The organism is Shewanella sp. MR-4 (assembly GCF_000014685.1).
Classification (GTDB): Bacteria; Pseudomonadota; Gammaproteobacteria; order Enterobacterales; family Shewanellaceae; genus Shewanella.
This window is the reverse complement of the sequence record NC_008321.1, coordinates 2,408,065-2,427,168: the sequence shown is the minus strand read 5'-3', so window position 1 is coordinate 2,427,168 and position 19,104 is coordinate 2,408,065. Positions and strand designations below refer to the sequence as shown.

Below are 19,104 nucleotides of genomic sequence, written 5' to 3'. Positions count from 1 at the left end.
ATTATTGGGCTTAAGGAAGGGGGCTTGAGCACAAATAACAAGTTTTTTTCATCAAACTCTCCAGTTAAATATGCTTTAACCAAGCTTTAAATAAATTAAAACAAGTTTTAAATGCTGAATGCATGCAAAGTATCAAACTAATTCACTGTTGGTTTTGGTGGGGTCAGCCTTTGCGACTATCAAGTGGCTTGCTTGAGCCTGTGGCCGCATTTTTTGAAACTGAAAATCCATTCAGCGGTTAAATGTTAATAAAATTGTTAATCAGTTTTTGCTTAACCGCTGATTTACTAGTGGTGATTTTAGTTAATGCGGTTTTATCGGGTGTTCAGCGATTTTTTGATATTTAGGCAGATTAACTGAATGCTTATTAAGCATTTAAGGTCAAATAAAGATTTCGTTACGCTGGCTTAAAGTCATTTAGAATCAAATGCATATGCCAATACTTATTTCAGTATTAAAAATTATTTATGGTTAGCATAAATTTATGGTTGACTCGATATTCGATGCGCTTTATTTTCTGCGCGATGTTTTTGGCAAGGCACCTAAGATAACAAGCTTTTAGCAGGTTTTATCAGCGGAGTTAGTCATCATGAAGCAGCAATATTGGCGTCCGTTATCGAGGTGATTTCAGGCGCTGTTCTAAAAACTTTTGCCTTTTAGGCAACTTATTTAGAGGACCTAAGTGCATGTCTGAACCGACAGCGTTAAGTCTTATTCCACCTCTGGTGGTATTGGTGTTGGCCATTTGGTTACGCCGCCCCATTCTTTCTCTGATCATTGGTGCGGTAACTGGGTTTCTGTTACTCGATCCGTCGCAAGTCTTAAATAATTTCGCCAGTACTTCATTAAAAGTCATGGCCGATGAAACCATCGGTTGGTTGATTTTAGTCTGTGGTTGTTTTGGTGCGTTAATTGCCCTGTTAGTGCGTACTGGTGGTGCACTGGCGTTTGGTCGAAATGCACTGAAATTTGCTAAAGGCCCTAAATCCTCTCTGTTTATGACCTTTATTCTCGGGATTGTGATTTTTATCGATGACTATCTGAACGCGTTAACCGTGGGTGAAACCATGAAACGTGTGACCGATAAGTTTAAAGTGTCACGTGAAATGCTGGCCTATGTGGTTGACTCTACAGCAGCGCCAGTTTGCGTGCTCGTGCCATTATCCACCTGGGCAGTATTCTTTGGTGGCTTGCTGGTCGATAACGGTGTGGCGGCAGAAGGTCAGGGCATTAGCGTATATATGCAGGCGATCCCCTACATGCTTTACGCTTGGTTAGCCGTAGCCATGGTGTTACTGGTGGTGTTAGGTGTTGTGCCTGCCATTGGTCCGATGAAAAAAGCCCAGCTGCGCGCCGCCCAAGGTGAACCTGCTGAGGCGCAAGTCGATTTAGACCAGGTACAAACCTCTGACGAATACGCGATTGCTGCGATTGAAGAAGAGTTTAAGCATGCCGACAATCAGGGCAAGCTGCACAACTTCTTGGTGCCTATTCTGCTACTGGTTGCCTTTACCGTTTATTTTGATATCGACGTGTGGAAGGGCTTATTAGCGACATTAGTTATCACGTTGCCTTACTATGCAGTGCAACGTTTAATGCCACTGTCAGAGATGATGGATCAGATGATCGATGGTTTTAAGAGCATGTTGCCCGCCATTGGTACCGTGATCGCCGCATTCGTGTTTAAGGATGTGTGTGATGCGCTGCTGCTGCCACAATATGTGATTGAATCATTGAGCCCATTCATGACGCCTAAGATGTTGCCAGCGGTAGTATTCCTCTCTATGGCTATCCTTGCTTTTGCGACGGGTTCAAGCTGGGGGATTTTTGCGGTGACAATTCCAATCGTGATGCCATTGGCGCAATCGGTTGGTGCTGATATTCCACTGGTGATTGGTGCGCTGCTGTCGGCATCATCTTTTGGTAGCCAAGCGTGTTTCTACTCGGATTCAACTGTATTGGCCGCACAAGGCTCTGGTTGTAACTTAGTGAGCCATGCGGTGACTCAGTTACCCTATGCGTTAATTGCCGCTGTGATTGCGTTCATTGGCTTTATCTTGATTGCCTAAGCCGCGATACAGTAAATATAAAAAACCAGCTACGGCTGGTTTTTTTATTGCTTGTGTTTAGGGCGGCTTAGTAAATGAACACAGCTGACTGCTCTTGAACACCTTAATTGTTTTTGGCTTGGCTGGTTTATAAGGTATTTCCCTTGTGGCACATGCCTTGTGAACTCCAGAACGACGAACCATTTAACACTAAGGAATAATCGGGTGGAGTTGGTTTCGCCGGGAAGTATCTGTTTGGTGAGTGTTAACACGAGTTAGGGCAGAGCAAAGCCAATAAAAAAGCCAGTGTAGGCACTGGCTTTTTTATCTGGGAGTAGGAAGGGCGATTATACGCGCTTCTTGAATTCGCCAGTACGAGTGTCGATTTCAATCTTGTCGCCAACTTTAACGAAGTCAGCCACGCTGATTGTACCGCCGCCAGTGATAGTTGCTGGCTTCATTACTTTACCTGAAGTATCGCCACGAGCTGATGGCTCAGTGTAGATCACTTCACGTACGATAGTGGTTGGCATTTCAACAGAAATTGCTTTGCCTTCGTAGAAAGTTACTTGGCAAGTTTCTTCCATACCGTCAACGATGTAAGCCGCTGCATCACCTAAGTTCTCAGCTTCTACGTCGTATTGGTTGTATTCTGCATCCATGAACACGTACATAGGATCAGCAAAGTAAGAATAAGTACAATCCAGACGATCTAGGATAATATCGTCAATCTTATCTTCACCTTTGAAAGTGGTTTCAGTACCAGAGTTAAGCAGCAAGTTTTTCAGCTTTAACTTAACGATGGCAGCGTTACGGCCAGAACGAGTTGTTTCTGTTTTCTGTACAACCCATGGGCTGCCTTCAAACATGATCACGTTACCAGGACGGACTTCATGAGCAGTTTTCATTACACAATTTCCTATATGTCGATTTTCTATTTCAGCGCAGCATCTTAGCTTTTTTTGACGAATTGGACTAGCCGAGTCGCAAGATCTGCAGCATTTATTGCGTCAATTGGCCAATCTTTAGCATGTTGCAAAAGTGGCAAACTGACAGGATTTAGGTTTTGCCAGTGAGTTTTCACGGCAGATTGCTCGCCTTGGTTAAATGCAACATTCAATTTAGACCAAGTACCAGCAATATCAGGGGGCAGATTATCGCAGTAAAGTTGGATAAAAGCTTCTAATTTTATTAGATGATAATCATCTTCTTGCGGATAAATATGCCAAATGAAGGGTTTAGCGGCCCATTGCGCCCTCAGGAAGCTGTCTTCACCGCGGACAATATTAAAGTCGCAGCTCCACAGCAGGCGGTCGAACCCTTGTTGGTCTGTCATCGGCAAGATATGCAGGGTCAAATGACCTAGCTTAATTTGCTGTCCGGGGCTGAGCGCCTCAACCTTGCAGGGTAATAAGTGTTGTAAGCTGTTTAAGCTGCGTCCCTTGGGAATAAGCGCATGGATTTTGGCATCGCTTGTTGCACTGGCTTGCCAGAGCTCACATAAGGCCGGCAGAGAATCAGTTTCATAACTAAAGACACTGTAGACAGTATCTTGCGCTTGAATATCCTTAAGACCAAGGCGCTCAAATAATTGCAATTTATTGGTGCTATCCAGTTGCCATGCATCGCGTTCGGCAAACAGCTCACGCTCACAGATCAGTCCACCCGTCTTTGGGGTAAAACCCGGGAAAAAGAAATACTTTTTGATGCCACTTGCCTGCATCGAGGGTAACCCATGGCAGCCATCGACCCAGTCTTCGGCGCTTAAATATTCTAAATTCAGCCATACGGGCACAGCTTGCGGTGTGGTGCTGTGCAGCGTGATGAGTTGTTGTTTGACCTCGTCAGGCAGTTCGCAGGCAAAGGCTTCAATTAACACGGCGCCGGGCACAAATGCCACGGGCAGGGGCGTTGTCCAATGATTGATGGTGACGCCATTAAAGACTTGGCTGCTTTGGTTTGGATCAAGGCTTGGTAAAATATGCGAGAAGCTGTTTAAGTCATCGACCCAGAGTATAATGGGGAGCTGATATTCATTGACCAGCTGTTTGGCTAAGCGCCAAGTGACGCCGATATCGCCGTAATTATCGACGACGCAGCAAAAGATGTCCCAGTGGGGGGCGGTGGTTGCCATTGAGTGTATCGCTTTCATTAATCGGGAGAGCACACATAAAAAAAGCGGCGTTTCGGCCGCTTTTTTTACGGAGCTGTGCTTAGTCTTCGAACTCGGCTAAGCACATTTCTTCGTAGATTTGCTTAACCCAAGCATCCACACGCTCTTCAGTCAGCTCTGGTTGACGGTCTTCGTCAATCCCTAAACCGATGAAGTGGTCATCATCGACTAAGCCTTTTGACGCTTCGAAGTTATAACCAGCCGTTGGCCAGTGACCGATGATGATACCGCCACGAGCTTGAACGATATCGCCCACCATACCCATGGCATCGAGGAAGTATTCTGCGTAGTCTTCTTGGTCACCACAACCGAAGATAGCAACCAGTTTGTCTGTAAAATCAATCTGTTCTAATTCAGGGAAAAAGTCATCCCAGTCGCACTGTGCTTCACCGTAATACCAGGTTGGGATGCCGAACAGCAGCAGGTCGTATTCTGCGATCTGTTCTTTGGTGCTCTTGGCGATATCTTTCACCTCAACCATTTTCTTACCCAGTTTCTTCTGGATCATCTTGGCGACAGCTTCGGTGTTGCCTGTGTCGCTACCGAAAAAAAGACCTACAGTTGCCATTGTCTATCCTTTATGTCTAGTTCACTTATACGTTAATCTTGCTGCTATCGATTGCTCAGCATTCAATTTTTTGCTGAAGAATTAATTCGATTAACTGGCTTCGGCTGATGTTACTGGCCAATGCCTGCTCATTCAAGGCGTCATATAAATCTTGTGACACCTTTAACTCTATTCGCTTTAATCCTTTGGCTTTATCCCGCTGGATCTGGTTGCGCTTATTGACCTTAAGTTGCTGGCTACGGGACAAAGGATTGCTACGTGGGCGGCCCCGGCGCTTTTCATTGGCAAAAAGGTCAATGGTTGTTCTATCTGTTGCTTCTTTTGCCATGTTCTTATTGTTTAACCGATGCCTGAACCTTCCCAGGACATCTGGATAATACCTTTTGCAATAAACCCGGCGCAGCCGAGAAATAACACTAACCACACAATAAATCGACCAAATTTCGGCACATTACCTTGTTTAAGCACATCGTGGATGGCCATGCCGATAAAGAAAAATATCGCGGCAAAAAACAGGTTCAGGCCGATGGTTTCAATTTGTTCCATGTACTGAGATAACATACTTTCTTAGTCCTCTAGAGTCTTCTAAGGCTAAAAGAGGCGCGAATATATCACATCAGCAGGGTGTCGGCTATATGATTTAGGTCGAGAATCATTGTCATTTACACTGAGTGTTTGTCAATAAATTCAGACACAATACGATTAAACACCGCTGGTTTTTGAGCATGTAGCCAATGGCCACAACCTTCTAATGTTTTGGCCTGCGCCGCGGGAAATTGACGCATGATCTCATCGCGATGTTCGGCGGTCACATAATTAGATTCACCACCACGGATAAAAAGGCTCGGTCCGTTATAGACTTGCTGCGATTTGTGGTTTTCATTAGGCCAACCAATGATGTTGGGATAACAGCTTTTTAAGCCTGTAAGATTCATCTTCCAACGAAAGCCTGTGTCGGTGCGCTGGAGGTTTTTGAGTAAAAACTGCGCGGTCGGTTCATCAATGCCACCTGCTAATAAATGCGATAACGCAAAACGGCGGTCGGTGTGGCCTTCAAGAGGCAAACTTTCGAGTGCCGCAAATACCGCATCATGGCGCGGCTGATAAGCTACTGGGGCAATATCGGCGGCCACCATGCTGATGATGCGTTCTGGATAGGCAAGGGCCGTTGCCATGGCGATTTTGCCGCCCATGGAATGGCCAACAATGTGTACACGCTCAAGCTCAAGTTCATCTAACAATGCCACCATGGCCTCGGCTAGGCTTGGGTAATCCATCTCCTGCCAATGTTCACTCAAACCATGATTAGGCACATCAACGCGGATAACCTGATGATTTGCTTCGAGGACTTGTCCTAGCCCCTTAAGATTATCTAAATTGCCAAAGAGTCCGTGGATAAGGAGGACTGCTTCTCCTTGACCTGTGGATGCAAAATTCATGGAATCGCCTGTGCTGTGGTACATAAAGTGCTGCGGATTGTGCCCCTAATGGGTTAAGTTTGACAAGTCTTGAGGCAATTTTGAGGCTCCGTGCGCCGAACTTGCTGGCTTTTTCAGCGATTAACGCGCTTGTGCTAATTTGATGTGCGATTTCACGCATTTTTAGATTAATGATGCTTTATCAGATTGATAGAGATAGATACACTGGGGCAATGATCGCACAGATCCTTTGCGAGGATCGCCTGTGGTGCACTTTTTCGGTTAAGCCTATCGAATAACAAAGGATAATAAGGTTATGAAATACATCGAAGTGGATGAAGAGCTCTATCGTCATATTGCCAGCAAAACGGAACGTATTGGTGAGAGCGCCTCTGACATTCTCCGTCGATTACTCGGCCTGTCCGTCGATGCGGTTGAACAGGCGCAGCCACAGGCCATTAGCCAACCGAGTTTAGAGGCAGCGACGCCTGAGCCACAGATTGCGCCTCAGGTCGAAACCTTAGTCTCTGCGACCGATTTCAATCAATTGGTGGATGAGCATAAGTTAGAGCAGCAAAAAGGCGCCGTGGGTCGTTTCTTATTTTTGCTTGAGAGTTTATATCAACAGAGCCAAGCGCAATTCTCGCAAATTTTACAGATCCAAGGTCGCGATCGACTCTATTTTGCGCGCTCAAGGGAAGAGTTACTCAAGGCCAGTGCTACCGCTAACCCCAAGGAAATCGGTAACACCGGATTTTGGGTCACGACCAACAATAACACCGCCAAAAAACGGGCGATTTTAGTCGAAGCCTTAATGCAATTTGGCTGCGATGCCCAAATCGCCAACGGCATTGCCGAACGCGTATAACGCCTTTATCGACGCCGCAATGATGCGGCGTTTCCATTTAATTAACCGATTTTCCAGTAGGAGAGGATCAGGTGGCAATACATCAACGGGCAGGACAAACCGCGAGTCAGACGGATCTGGTGAATATTCCAAAGCTGATGAGCCATTATTACAGCATCAAACCTAATGTGGATGCTGCCGAGCAACGTGTGACGTTCGGGACCTCGGGTCACCGTGGAACGGCGTTTCAAGCAAGTTTTAACCAAGACCATATTTGGGCGATCACTCAGGCCGTGGTGGATTATCGCCAATCGGTGAATATCGACGGCCCGCTATTTTTAGGTATCGATACCCACGCCTTATCTTATGCGGCTTACGTGTCGGCGATTGAAGTGTTAGCCGCCAATAAGGTGACTGTGCATATTCAGCAAAATGATAGCTTTACCCCCACACCTGTGGTGTCCCATGCCATTATTTGCGCTAATCGTGAAGCGGCGCTGAGTGGCGCCGCGTTAAGCGATGGTTTGATTATTACGCCATCCCATAATCCACCGCAGGATGGTGGTATCAAGTACAATCCTCCCCATGGCGGCCCAGCCGAAGGCAATATCACAGCGTGGATTGAGTCCCGTGCTAATGATTACCTGCGCGCAGGGCTTAAGGGCGTTAATAAGCTGGCTTATGCCGATGCGTTAACTTCGGGTTATGTGCATGCCATTGATTTGATCACGCCCTATGTCGCGGATTTAGTCAATGTGGTCGATATGCACGCTATCGCTAAGGCTAAGCTGAAATTGGGCGTTGACCCATTAGGCGGCTCGGGTATTCATTATTGGGCACCGATTGCCAAGCACTATGGCATTGATATCACCTTAGTTAACGATAAGGTCGACCCAAGTTTTAGCTTTATGTCGCTCGATAAAGACGGCAAGATCCGTATGGATTGCTCTTCTCCCTATGCGATGGCAGGCTTACTTGCCCACAAAGAATCCTTCGATTTATGCGTTGGTAACGATCCTGACTACGACAGACACGGCATCGTGTGTCCGGGCACAGGGCTGATGGATCCCAACCACTATTTAGCGGTAGCAATTGATTATTTGCTGACCCACAGACCCGAATGGAGCGAGCAGTTAGCCATCGGCAAGACGCTGGTATCGAGCGCGCTTATCGATAAAATCTGTACCTTCCATGGCAAAAAATTACTCGAAGTCCCTGTCGGCTTTAAGTGGTTCGTCGATGGGTTAGCCGAGGCGACTATTGCCTTTGGTGGTGAGGAGAGTGCGGGCGCGGCGTTCCTGCGCCGTGATGGCACGACTTGGTGTACCGACAAAGACGGTTTTATTCTGGTACTGCTAGCGGCCGAAATGCTCGCGGTTACTGGCAAGACGCCTGGGCAACGCCATCAAGAATTAGTGGCGCAATTCGGTCAAAGCTTCTACAAGCGTATCGACAGCCCGATTAGTCTTGAGAACAAAGCCAAATTTGCCAAGCTTAATGCCGAGACCTTAAACGCTACTATGCTGGCGGGTGAGAAGATTGATGCCGTATTGACCCACGCCCCAGGTAACAATGCCTCGATAGGTGGCATTAAAGTGACGACGGCCAATGGTTGGTTCGCGGCGCGGCCGTCGGGCACTGAGGCGTTATTTAAGATTTACGGTGAGAGCTTTATCAGTGAGCAGCATCTTGCCGATATCATTAAGGACGCACAGGCCTTGATTGATAAGGCGCTTAGCGCCTGACCTAGCAGTTAAGCATTCTTTTTACCGATAAAAAACGCACTCATGGAAATCCTATGAGTGCGTTTTTATTTGCAGCGATGAGAAGCCAAGCCTTTCACGCAGATGCTAAATGGTGATGATCAATACTCGAGATGGCAACTTGGTAAGTTGTTCTTATCGATATAGTTTTGATGATATTCCTCTGCCACATGGAATTGCTGCAAAGGTACAATTTCAGTCACAATGTGGCGTAATCCCCAGCGGCCCGAGCGGGCAAAGGCCAGTTTAGAAGCTTCGGCCGTCGCTTTTTGCTCACGGTCATGGAAGAAAATGGTACTGCGGTACTGAGTGCCGATATCGCCGCCCTGCATATTGAGTGTGGTGGGGTTGTGGTTCTTCCAAAACACATCTAATAACTCGTCGTAGCTGACAATCGCAGGGTCAAATTCCACTTGCACGACTTCAGCATGGCCTGTCTTGCCTTTTTTGACTTCCTCATAGGTGGTCGCGTCGTTATTGCCACCCATATAGCCACAGGTCGCGTTGGTCACGCCGTTGACTTGTCTAAAGAAATACTCCACGCCCCAAAAACAGCCGGCACCGAAAGTTGCTAACGCCATGATAAATCCTGATAGAAGTCTAGATGGCTAAGGATTGTGATAAAACTCATGCCTAAAAGCAAGTGTGTCGACAAAATTAATCCTATGTCGACCAAAGGCGGCTAAGATGCTGTGGTTTTGCCGCGAAATGCGCTTGTTTGACCAGAATGACAGAGTAACGGCCCAAAAACTTGTGTTAGTATGGATGCGCTTTTTAAGGCGGGTAGCGATAAGTGCCATGAAACAGGCAGTTATTACCATCACACACGCCTTTAACACGCTATTATAAGGAGAATTCTGTGTTACAAGCTCTGTTAGATTCGAAGGATTTTCTCGCGCTGACCCTCGCCAATCCTGAAACCCTCGGAGATGAGTTTAGTTTCACCTTAGGGGAACATACTCGAGTCGAAGTGTGGGACACCGGCGTCATCGTTTTTGAGCCAGTACAAGCCCAAGGTAAGGATGTCATTCTCTCCTGCGGTGTCCACGGGAATGAAACCGCCCCCATCGAACTCTGCAATACCTTAATCAAACAGCTTCTCCAACAAAAAATCATCGCCAAACAACGCACGCTCTTTCTTATTGGTAACCCTTTAGCGATTAATAATGGGACTCGCATTATCGACGAGAACATGAATCGTCTGTTTAGTGGCGAGCATTCAAACCCACCGGGATTAGTGAATCCTGAGCGGGTGCGGGCAAAAAAATTAGAAGCCTATGTCGACCGCTTCTTTAAGGGCGCAGCAGCAGGGCGCCAGCGTATTCACTACGATTTACACACGGCGATGCGTGCGTCAAAACACGAAAAGTTTGCGATTTATCCCTATCGTCCCGGCCGTGCTTACAGCGCCGAGCAAATCATGTTTTTAGCGGCCAGTGGCGTCGATACTGTGTTATTTCACCATGAGCCGACGACCACCTTTAGTTATTTTTCCTCCGAGCAGTATGGCGCCGATGCCTTTACCATTGAATTAGGTAAGGTGTATCCCATGGGGCAAAACGATATGACGCGTTTTATTGCCGCCCAAGAGATGTTTATGCGCCTTATCACAGACAAACCCTTAGCGCTTGAGCCATTCTCAGCGGATAAGGTGAATCTGTATCAAGTATGTCGGGTGATTAACAAACATTTTGATGATTTTGAATTTACCTTCGCGACCGATGTCGAAAACTTCCGATCGTTCCCGAAAGGCTTTGTATTGGCCCGAGAGGGTGGGCAGGAAATTAAAGTCGAACAGGAATGTGAATCGATTGTCTTCCCCAATGCTAAGGTGCCCATCGGCAATCGCACTGTGATTTGCCTGATCCCTTCAGTCGCGCCAGATGTTCGCTAGTTTTGTAAAGCATTATATACATGCCCACAGGGGATTAGTTGTCGTTTGAACTGTGCCAACGGTTGATAGGTAGTTTACGTTAACGTAATGTTCATCCGGCATATTCGTATAAATTAGGCGTTGTGGATTTTCCATGGCGTAACGAGATAACAAGAGCACAATATGAGCAAAGCAACACTCAACACTGATACAGTGCACCGTGTCGGCTTCTTGGATAAGGCATCGCTTCACATTCCTATCCTTCGAATTCTACAAGCAGACGGCACTACCTATGAAACCGCGGTTTTGCCTGTAATAGATGAAGCCTTAGCCACCAAAATTTACGATACCTGCGTGTTTACGCGGGTACTCGACGAACGTATGTTAGGCGCGCAGCGTCAGGGCCGGATCAGCTTCTATATGACCTGTACAGGTGAAGAAGCGGCGATCGTCGGCAGTGTCGCGGCGCTGGACGCTGAGGACGTGATCCTCGCGCAATATCGTGAACATGCGGCGCTACGTTACCGTGGCTTTACCACTGAACAGTTTATGAACCAAATGTTCAGTAATGAGAAGGACTTAGGTAAAGGTCGCCAAATGCCAATTCATTACGGCTGCGCTGCGTTAAACTACCAAACCATCTCATCGCCACTGGCCACGCAAATCCCGCAAGCGACAGGTGTCGGTTATAGCCTGAAAATGCAAGGCAAACGTAATGTTGCCGTCTGTTATTTTGGTGAAGGCGCTGCGTCTGAAGGTGACTTCCACGCCGGCTTGAATATGGCTGCGGTGTTAAAATGCCCGGTGATTTTCTTCTGCCGTAACAATGGTTATGCGATTTCCACCCCAACCGAAGAACAGTTTGCTGGTAACGGTATCGCTAGCCGCGGTGTGGGTTACGGCATGCACACCATTCGTGTCGACGGTAACGATATGCTGGCGGTGTTAGCCGCGACGCAACAGGCGCGTGCCTATGCGATTGAGCACAATGCCCCCGTGTTGATTGAAGCCATGACTTATCGCCTTGGCGCGCACTCATCTTCTGACGATCCTTCTGGCTATCGCTCCAAAGAAGAAGAGGCAAAATGGCAGCAACACGATCCAGTCAAACGCTTCAAGTTATGGTTGATCAACAAAGGGTGGTTGGCCGAGGCCGATGATGCCCTGCGTTACGAAAAGTACCGTGAAGAAGTGTTAGCCGCCGTTAAAGTCGCTGAAAAATTACCTATCCCTATGCTGGATGAGATCATTGAAGATGTGTTCGACAAGCCAACACCAGCGCTGAAAAAGCAGCTGAGTGAACTTAAAGAACACATCAAGAAATATCCGCAATCCTATCCCAAAAGTGCAGGGAGGCTATAAGCCGTGGCAGAAATGAATATGTTACAGGCCGTCAATGAGGCCTTGTCTATTGCCATGCAATCTGACGAGCGCATGGTGGTGTTTGGTGAAGACGTTGGCCACTTTGGCGGTGTGTTTCGCGCAACCTCAGGTTTACAGGAAAAGTTTGGTCGCAGTCGCTGCTTTAACACGCCGCTGACTGAACAAGGCATTGCGGGTTTTGCCAACGGTTTAGCCTCTAATGGTATGACCGCCGTAGCCGAAATCCAGTTCGCCGATTACATCTTTCCAGCATTCGATCAAATAGTGAACGAGTCTGCTAAATTCCGTTACCGCAGCGGTAATGAATTTAACGTGGGAAGCCTAGTGTTCCGTACACCTTATGGCGGCGGTATTGCGGGCGGCCATTATCATTCACAATCGCCAGAAGCTTATTTTACCCAAACGCCAGGCTTAAAAGTGGTTGTGCCACGTAATCCTGAGCAGGCCAAGGGCTTATTATTAGCCTCTATTCGCGATAAAAACCCTGTGGTGTTCTTCGAGCCAAAGCGTTTATACCGTGCTTCTGTGGGTGAAGTCCCTGCGGGCGATTATGAAATCGAGCTGGGTAAAGCCGAAGTGGTGCGCGAAGGGAAAGACATCACCTTAGTGGCGTGGGGCGCACAGATGGAAATCATCGAAAAAGCGGCTGACATGGCGGCAAAAGAGGGGATTTCCTGCGAAATTATCGACCTACGTACACTCGCACCTTGGGATGTGGATACCGTTGCTGATTCTGTGAAGAAGACCGGCCGCTTACTGATCAACCATGAAGCACCATTAACGGGTGGTTTTGCCGGTGAAATCGCGGCGACGATTCAGCAGGAATGTTTCCTGTATTTAGAATCACCTATCAGCCGTGTATGTGGTCTAGATACCCCATATCCACTGGTCCACGAAAAAGAATATATGCCCGATGCGCTCAAAACCTTTGAAGCCATTAAGGCATCGGTGAACTTCTAGGAGTCCGGTATGATTAAAGATTTTATTTTGCCGGACATTGGTGAAGGCGTTGTCGAGTGCGAACTCGTCGAGTGGTTGGTGCAAGAGGGCGATACGATTGCTGAAGATCAACCCATCGCCGATGTAATGACTGACAAAGCCTTAGTGCAAATTCCGGCGCCTTTTGCGGGAGTCGTGACCAAGCTGTATTACGCCAAAGGCGATATCGCTAAGGTGCATGCGCCGCTTTATGCCGTGCAGATTGAGTCCGACGAAGCCGCACCTGTTGCTGCTTCTCAACCTGAAGTACAGGCATCTACTCAAACACCTGCAAGCCAATCCAGCGCGGTGGGTACGAGCGTAGAAGAATTTCTGCTGCCCGATATTGGCGAAGGCATTGTTGAGTGTGAACTGGTCGAATGGTTAGTCCAAGAAGGCGATACTGTGGTTGAAGATCAACCCATCGCCGATGTGATGACAGATAAAGCCCTAGTGCAAATCCCTGCTATCAAAGCGGGTAAAATTGTCAAATTGCACTACCGTAAGGGCCAGTTAGCGAAAGTACATGCACCACTATTTGCGATTGAGGTCGAAGGTGGCGTGAGTGCGCCAGTCAGCCATGCACAGGAAGCAAGCGCTGCCGCTGTGAATACTGCAGCACCAGCCGCTTGCGCGGCGGTGTCCTCGGAGCCTGCTCGCCAAGGTAAAGCCTTAGCCAGTCCAGCCGTTCGCCGTATGGCACGTGCCTTAGATATCGATTTAAGTCGCGTCCCTGGTAGTGGTAAACATGGCCGTGTGTATAAGGAAGACATTACTCGCTTCCAAGCACAGGGTGGCGCTGTGCCTGCCGCTGCGCTAGTGGTAGCTGCCCCAACTGTGGCTCAATCGACCGTTTCTACCGCAGTGGCAAGCGCTGCACGGGGTGACATTGTTGAGCCTATCCGTGGCGTGAAAGCCGTGATGGCAAAAATGATGGTGGAATCGGTATCCACCATTCCACACTTCACTTATTGCGAAGAGTTTGATTTGACAGACTTAGTCGCTCTGCGTGAAAGCATGAAGGCCAAGTATTCCTCCGACGAAGTTAAGCTAACCATGATGCCATTCTTTATGAAAGCCATGTCGTTAGCCTTAACGCAGTTCCCTGTGCTTAACAGCCAAGTGAATGCTGATTGTACGGAAATCACCTACAAGGCGCGTCATAACATAGGTATGGCGGTCGACTCTAAGGTGGGATTATTGGTACCAAACGTGAAGGATGTGCAAGATAAGAGCATCCTCGAGGTTGCTGCCGAAATCACCCGCTTAACCAATGCTGCACGCAGCGGCCGTGTGGCGCCGGCGGATCTTAAAGAAGGCACCATCTCGATTTCGAATATTGGCGCCTTAGGTGGCACAGTTGCAACGCCTATTATCAATAAGCCGGAAGTCGCGATTGTCGCATTAGGTAAGTTACAAACCTTGCCGCGCTTCAATGCGAAAGGTGAAGTCGAAGCGCGTCAGATCATGCAAGTGAGTTGGTCAGGGGATCACCGCGTTATTGATGGCGGCACCATTGCTCGTTTCTGTAACCTTTGGAAACAATACCTTGAGCAGCCGCAGGATATGCTATTAGCCATGCGCTAATCGGCTGTCAGCCAATACTTACAGCCAATCCAGCAAAAAAGGACGCAATTTAGCGTCCTTTTTTATTCGCAGGCCATAAATGGGTTAATCTTTTGATCCCAATTACGTATAATTCGCGAACGTTGTTATCCTGATGGATTTGTTATGAGCCCCAGCCCATTTGCCCCAACAATCGAAACTATTGATTATCCGTTTCCGCCTAAGCCAATTCCTCTGTCCGATGCCGAAAAGGCGGACTACAAGGCACGTATCAAGCAGCTGCTGATTGAAAAAGATGCGGTATTGGTTGCCCATTATTATACCGACCCTGAAATTCAAGCGCTGGCCGAAGAAACCGGCGGTTGTGTTTCCGACTCACTCGAAATGGCGCGCTTTGGCCGCGATCATCCCGCCAAGACGTTAATTGTCGCTGGGGTGAAATTTATGGGTGAAACCGCCAAAATCTTAAGCCCAGAAAAAACCATTCTGATGCCGACCTTGGAGGCGACCTGTTCATTGGACTTAGGTTGCCCCATCGATAAATTCAGCGCCTTCTGTGATGCGCATCCTGATCATACCGTGGTCGTTTATGCCAATACTTCGGCGGCGGTAAAAGCCCGTGCCGATTGGGTGGTTACCTCGAGTATTGCCCTTGAAATCGTTGAGCACTTAGACAGCGAAGGCAAAAAAATCATTTGGGGCCCAGACCGTCATTTAGGCAGTTATATTGCCAAACAAACCGGCGCCGAGATGTTGATGTGGCAGGGCGACTGTATCGTTCACGATGAGTTTAAGGCCAATGCGCTGCGTGATTTAAAGCGTGTTTACCCCGATGCCGCTATTCTAGTGCACCCAGAGTCACCCGCGAGTGTGGTGGCGATGGCGGATGCTGTCGGCTCCACCAGCCAGTTGATTAAAGCTGCGCAAACCATGGCTAATGAGCGTTTTATTGTGGCGACCGATCGCGGTATTTTCTACAAAATGCAACAAGCGGCGCCGGGTAAAACACTGATTGAAGCGCCTACTGGCGGTAATGGTGCCACCTGTAAGAGCTGTGCTCACTGTCCTTGGATGGCAATGAACGGCTTAAAGGCGATTGAAGCGTCTTTAAGTGACAGCGACAAAACGACTCACGAAATCTTTGTCGATGAAGATTTACGCGTGAAAGCCTTAATCCCGCTGACCCGTATGCTCGATTTCGCTAAAACACTGAATATGAAAGTGAAAGGCAACGCTTAATCAAGCGTCCATAACACTCACGAAAAATGAAATCCCTGCCACTTGGCGGGGATTTTTGTATCGGTTCAAATTGATCAGCAGCTAAGCTGCTAAGTATGTGCTTAATAAGGTGCGCTAGCTTTTAGACGCCATTCTTCATAGATGCATATATGCTTCAATTTAAAGAAATTCACGCTCTTTTACTTACTGGATCGGTGTTGTTGGCCTAAATTTGATATAGCAAAGCGTAGGAGAGTTCACTCATTGCGCTGTGTTCATGCAATTTTGTATAAGATAACCATGGAGAAGGGTATGAAAAACATCGTGTTACTGCTTGCATCAATGTCTGCTGCCAGTGCATTTGCAGACGTGAGCGTGCCAATGAATCTTGTCAACGAAAAGGGCGTGGGTGAAAGTGTCGGTCAAGTGACCATTTCAGAGTCACAGTATGGAGTGGTATTTACGCCATCACTCAAAGGCTTAATGCCAGGATTACATGGTTTCCATCTACATGAGAACGGCAGCTGTGATCCAAAGGAAAAGGACGGAAAAATCGTCCCTGCTGGCGCGGCAGGTGGACACTATGATCCTGCCGCCACAAAAGCCCACGGCACGCCATGGGGAGAAGGGCATTTAGGCGATCTGCCACCATTGTTTGTCGATGCAGACGGTGCAGCTAGTCAGGCCGTGCTGGCACCGCGCTTAAAAATGGGTGATCTTAAAGGCCATGCGATCATGATCCATGCCGGTGGCGACAACCATTCCGATCACCCAGCGCCTTTAGGTGGCGGCGGTGCGCGTGTAGCCTGCGGTATTATCAATTAATGTATCGCCACATTCAGTTGTTAGCGGCGAAATGCGAGCATTGGTAACGACAGTGGATTAATGAGCCGTGAAATCGGTATAAAAAAAGCCCCGCAAGAGCGGGGCTTTTTGATAAAGAAGAATGATTACTTCGCGTTCATCAGCGCAACCGCGTTGTCCAACATACGGTTACTGAAGCCCCATTCGTTATCGTACCATGCCATCACTTTAACTAAACGGCCGTTAACGCGGGTTTGAGTCGCATCGAAGTTAGATGAAAACGCATTGTGGTTAAAGTCGATAGACACCAGTGGCTCTTTGTTAACCGCTAACACTTCGCTCAGAGGCGCAACAGCAGCGGCACGTTCGATGATGGCGTTAACTTCTTCAACAGTGGTATCACGTGCTGCAATGAAAGATAAATCCACTAAAGACACGTTAACAGTCGGTACACGTACTGCTAAACCATCGAATTTACCTTGTAATTCAGGTACAACTAAACCTACTGCCGCGGCAGCGCCAGTTTTAGTTGGGATCATTGACAGTGCTGCAGCGCGGGCACGGCGTAAATCTGTGTGGTATACGTCAGATAAACGTTGATCGTTGGTGTAAGCATGAATGGTGGTCATCAGACCGGATTCGATGCCAATTTCGTCATTTAACGGCTTAGCGAAAGGCGCTAAACAGTTAGTGGTACATGAAGCGTTAGAGATAACAGTCATATCCGCGGTCAATACATTGTTGTTCACACCGTAAACGACGGTTGCATCAACGTTTTTACCTGGTGCAGAAATAATGACTTTCTTCGCGCCCGCCGCTAAATGTGGCTGTACAGATTCTTTAGAAGTGAAGATACCAGTACATTCGAACACGACGTCAACTTGTAAGTCGCCCCAAGGTAATTTACCTGGATCGCGTTCTTGGAAGGTGAGGATCTTGTCGCCGTTGACATAAATTGCTTCAGCATCATGCTCAACTTTGGCATTGAAACGACCATGTACAGAATCGTATTTTGTCAGGTGAGCGTTGATTGAAGCGTCGCCTAAATCGTTGATGGCAACAATTTTGATTGGGTAAGCTTTTTCGCTTTCATACAGGGCGCGTAATACGTTTCTACCGATACGGCCATAACCATTTATTGCTACACGGATAGTCATCTCATATCCCTCTGGTGATTATAAAATTCAACTGGTAGTAAAATTACCAAACTGACAGCTATCGTCAAGTGAATTCGGCAATTTTGCCGGGATTCGGTTAACAAATTAGGTGTTTTTTTTACATTGCTCGCGAAAACACCATTTTCAGCGCTGTATTTGGGTAAAAAATTACAAGGTGGCAAACATTTTGCCGACGTTCTTCAAAACGCAAGTTAAGGCGAATTTGGCTTCTCTGGCTCGACAGTTGTTGTTGCCGCAGGCGGTGTGACCTCCGTCTGGGGCGGAGCAAGCCAGAGCGCAACCGGACTGGTCGAATAGAGGCCATCTTCTAACGCGTCGATTAAGTTCTGGGCGTATTGATCTAATTTGGCCGCAAGCGTCTTGTCGCCACCGATTAAGGCTAGCATCTTATCTTCAGAATACTTCTGCTGCGTAAGTAGTAAATTGGCTTTGGTCAGCATATATGTTTTTTCAAACGCTTGGGTTTGACGATAGGCTGAGGCGAGCCCAAGCAACCAGTTGGGATCAAAGTCGGCATATTGAATTTCTGCAAACACTTTAAGATAGAGTTGTTGCGCTTTGATGGCATTTCGATTGCTGTAATAGGTGGCGATTTGTGCAAGGAGAAAAGGCTCTGTGACTTCACCGGCATTTTCTTGCGCTAATAGTCGGTTTAAGGCATCGGTGTCACCAAAACGTGTCCATTGATAGTAAGACATAAAGGGGTCTTGGCGTTCGCGGGTTTCTTCCTGTAGACGGCTGAGGTTTTCTGTACTTAGGCGAAAGGCTCTTGCTCGGTCAGCTGTGCGATTCGTATGGATGATATGTTGCACCCCTGAGGCCAATTCAATACAACGGCTGTAATCTTCAAGGTAAGTTAACTGTTGGTAAAGTTGCTTACCCGTAGGATTTTTGTTGTCTAATAGGTCGAATCGGCTCTGGATCAGCAGGGTTTTCTCGGTTAAACACCATCCATCCTTATGCAAATCGGCACAAATTTCAGGATTATTTTTACAAATCGTTTCGATATTTCGGCCATTATCACAACCGAAAAGGCTTATCGCGAGGGTAAATGATGTAATTATTACTAGATTTTGTCTCAAAATACGCTCCAAAATGCAATTTTCTCTAATAAAATTACAGATTTACAGAAAATATCTTACTGGCAAGCTGGGTCAGTTTTCATTACAATGGCGCCGACCAAAACACAGGGTTTTCCCTAAAACCTCCATAAGATTATTGGTCTTTTCGTCATGTTACTCAAACCTTTCAATATATTTTATTGAAAAGTGAGATAAAGGATCTGTA

General features: G+C 47.4%; 18 protein-coding genes. 9 read left to right on the top strand and 9 right to left on the bottom strand.

What is annotated here, in order from left to right:
* Positions 1-686: 686 nt before the first annotated feature.
* Positions 687-2,069 (top strand): Na+/H+ antiporter NhaC family protein, encoded by a 1,383-nt coding sequence (locus SHEWMR4_RS10720; protein ID WP_011622802.1) that lies wholly within the window; start codon positions 687-689, stop codon positions 2,067-2,069.
* Positions 2,070-2,395: 326 nt separating this feature from the next.
* On the opposite strand, the gene efp is transcribed toward SHEWMR4_RS10720, so the two are convergent.
* The 6 genes from efp to SHEWMR4_RS10690 form a co-directional block, all read right to left on the bottom strand.
* Positions 2,396-2,956, bottom strand: a complete 561-nt coding sequence (gene efp, locus SHEWMR4_RS10715; protein WP_011622801.1) for an elongation factor P — start codon at positions 2,954-2,956, stop codon at positions 2,396-2,398.
* A gap of 44 nt (positions 2,957-3,000) precedes the next feature.
* A complete protein-coding gene (earP, locus tag SHEWMR4_RS10710) occupies positions 3,001-4,182 on the bottom strand; it encodes an elongation factor P maturation arginine rhamnosyltransferase EarP (RefSeq protein ID WP_041408774.1) in 1,182 nt (393 codons plus the stop codon).
* Between the two features lie 79 nt (positions 4,183-4,261).
* The gene (fldA, locus tag SHEWMR4_RS10705) at positions 4,262-4,789 is read right to left on the bottom strand and encodes a flavodoxin FldA (RefSeq protein ID WP_011622799.1); all 528 of its coding nucleotides are present in this window, start codon (positions 4,787-4,789) and stop codon (positions 4,262-4,264) included.
* Between the two features lie 55 nt (positions 4,790-4,844).
* Positions 4,845-5,117 (bottom strand): LexA regulated protein, encoded by a 273-nt coding sequence (ybfE, locus tag SHEWMR4_RS10700; RefSeq protein WP_011622798.1) that lies wholly within the window; start codon positions 5,115-5,117, stop codon positions 4,845-4,847.
* An 11-nt stretch (positions 5,118-5,128) separates the two neighbouring features.
* On the bottom strand, positions 5,129-5,350 hold the full coding sequence (locus SHEWMR4_RS10695; protein WP_007648263.1) for a DUF2788 domain-containing protein: 222 nt from the start codon (positions 5,348-5,350) through the stop codon (positions 5,129-5,131).
* 101 nt (positions 5,351-5,451) lie between these two features.
* Entirely contained in the window at positions 5,452-6,228 is a 777-nt protein-coding gene (locus SHEWMR4_RS10690; protein WP_041408773.1) for an alpha/beta fold hydrolase, read from the bottom strand.
* Positions 6,229-6,523: 295 nt separating this feature from the next.
* On the opposite strand from SHEWMR4_RS10690, the gene seqA reads away from it, so the two are divergent.
* Positions 6,524-7,075: a replication initiation negative regulator SeqA gene (seqA, locus tag SHEWMR4_RS10685; RefSeq protein WP_011622796.1), complete on the top strand. Its 552-nt coding sequence runs from the start codon at positions 6,524-6,526 to the stop codon at positions 7,073-7,075.
* 71 nt (positions 7,076-7,146) lie between these two features.
* Positions 7,147-8,799, top strand: coding sequence for a phosphoglucomutase (alpha-D-glucose-1,6-bisphosphate-dependent) (pgm, locus tag SHEWMR4_RS10680; protein WP_011622795.1), 1,653 nt, complete (start codon positions 7,147-7,149; stop codon positions 8,797-8,799).
* 119 nt (positions 8,800-8,918) lie between these two features.
* Here the strand turns inward: pgm and msrA are convergent, their stop codons facing one another.
* Positions 8,919-9,398, bottom strand: coding sequence for a peptide-methionine (S)-S-oxide reductase MsrA (gene msrA / locus SHEWMR4_RS10675; protein WP_011622794.1), 480 nt, complete (start codon positions 9,396-9,398; stop codon positions 8,919-8,921).
* 278 nt (positions 9,399-9,676) lie between these two features.
* Between msrA and astE the strand changes: the two genes are divergently transcribed.
* From astE to sodC, 6 genes are all read left to right on the top strand, one after another.
* Positions 9,677-10,711, top strand: coding sequence for a succinylglutamate desuccinylase (gene astE, locus SHEWMR4_RS10670; protein ID WP_011622793.1), 1,035 nt, complete (start codon positions 9,677-9,679; stop codon positions 10,709-10,711).
* A gap of 162 nt (positions 10,712-10,873) precedes the next feature.
* A complete protein-coding gene (locus tag SHEWMR4_RS10665; protein WP_011622792.1) occupies positions 10,874-12,052 on the top strand; it encodes a thiamine pyrophosphate-dependent dehydrogenase E1 component subunit alpha in 1,179 nt (392 codons plus the stop codon).
* A gap of 3 nt (positions 12,053-12,055) precedes the next feature.
* A complete protein-coding gene (locus tag SHEWMR4_RS10660) occupies positions 12,056-13,033 on the top strand; it encodes an alpha-ketoacid dehydrogenase subunit beta (RefSeq protein WP_011622791.1) in 978 nt (325 codons plus the stop codon).
* 9 nt (positions 13,034-13,042) lie between these two features.
* A complete protein-coding gene (locus tag SHEWMR4_RS10655; RefSeq protein ID WP_011622790.1) occupies positions 13,043-14,638 on the top strand; it encodes a dihydrolipoyllysine-residue acetyltransferase in 1,596 nt (531 codons plus the stop codon).
* Positions 14,639-14,782: 144 nt separating this feature from the next.
* A complete protein-coding gene (nadA, locus tag SHEWMR4_RS10650) occupies positions 14,783-15,856 on the top strand; it encodes a quinolinate synthase NadA (RefSeq protein ID WP_011622789.1) in 1,074 nt (357 codons plus the stop codon).
* Between the two features lie 291 nt (positions 15,857-16,147).
* The gene (gene sodC, locus SHEWMR4_RS10645; protein ID WP_011622788.1) at positions 16,148-16,660 is read left to right on the top strand and encodes a superoxide dismutase family protein; all 513 of its coding nucleotides are present in this window, start codon (positions 16,148-16,150) and stop codon (positions 16,658-16,660) included.
* Positions 16,661-16,785: 125 nt separating this feature from the next.
* Here the strand turns inward: sodC and gap are convergent, their stop codons facing one another.
* On the bottom strand, positions 16,786-17,796 hold the full coding sequence (gene gap / locus SHEWMR4_RS10640) for a type I glyceraldehyde-3-phosphate dehydrogenase (protein ID WP_011622787.1): 1,011 nt from the start codon (positions 17,794-17,796) through the stop codon (positions 16,786-16,788).
* A gap of 212 nt (positions 17,797-18,008) precedes the next feature.
* Complete coding sequence (locus tag SHEWMR4_RS10635; RefSeq protein WP_011622786.1) at positions 18,009-18,899, bottom strand: DUF2989 domain-containing protein; 891 nt, start codon at positions 18,897-18,899, stop codon at positions 18,009-18,011.
* Positions 18,900-19,104: the final 205 nt, after the last annotated feature.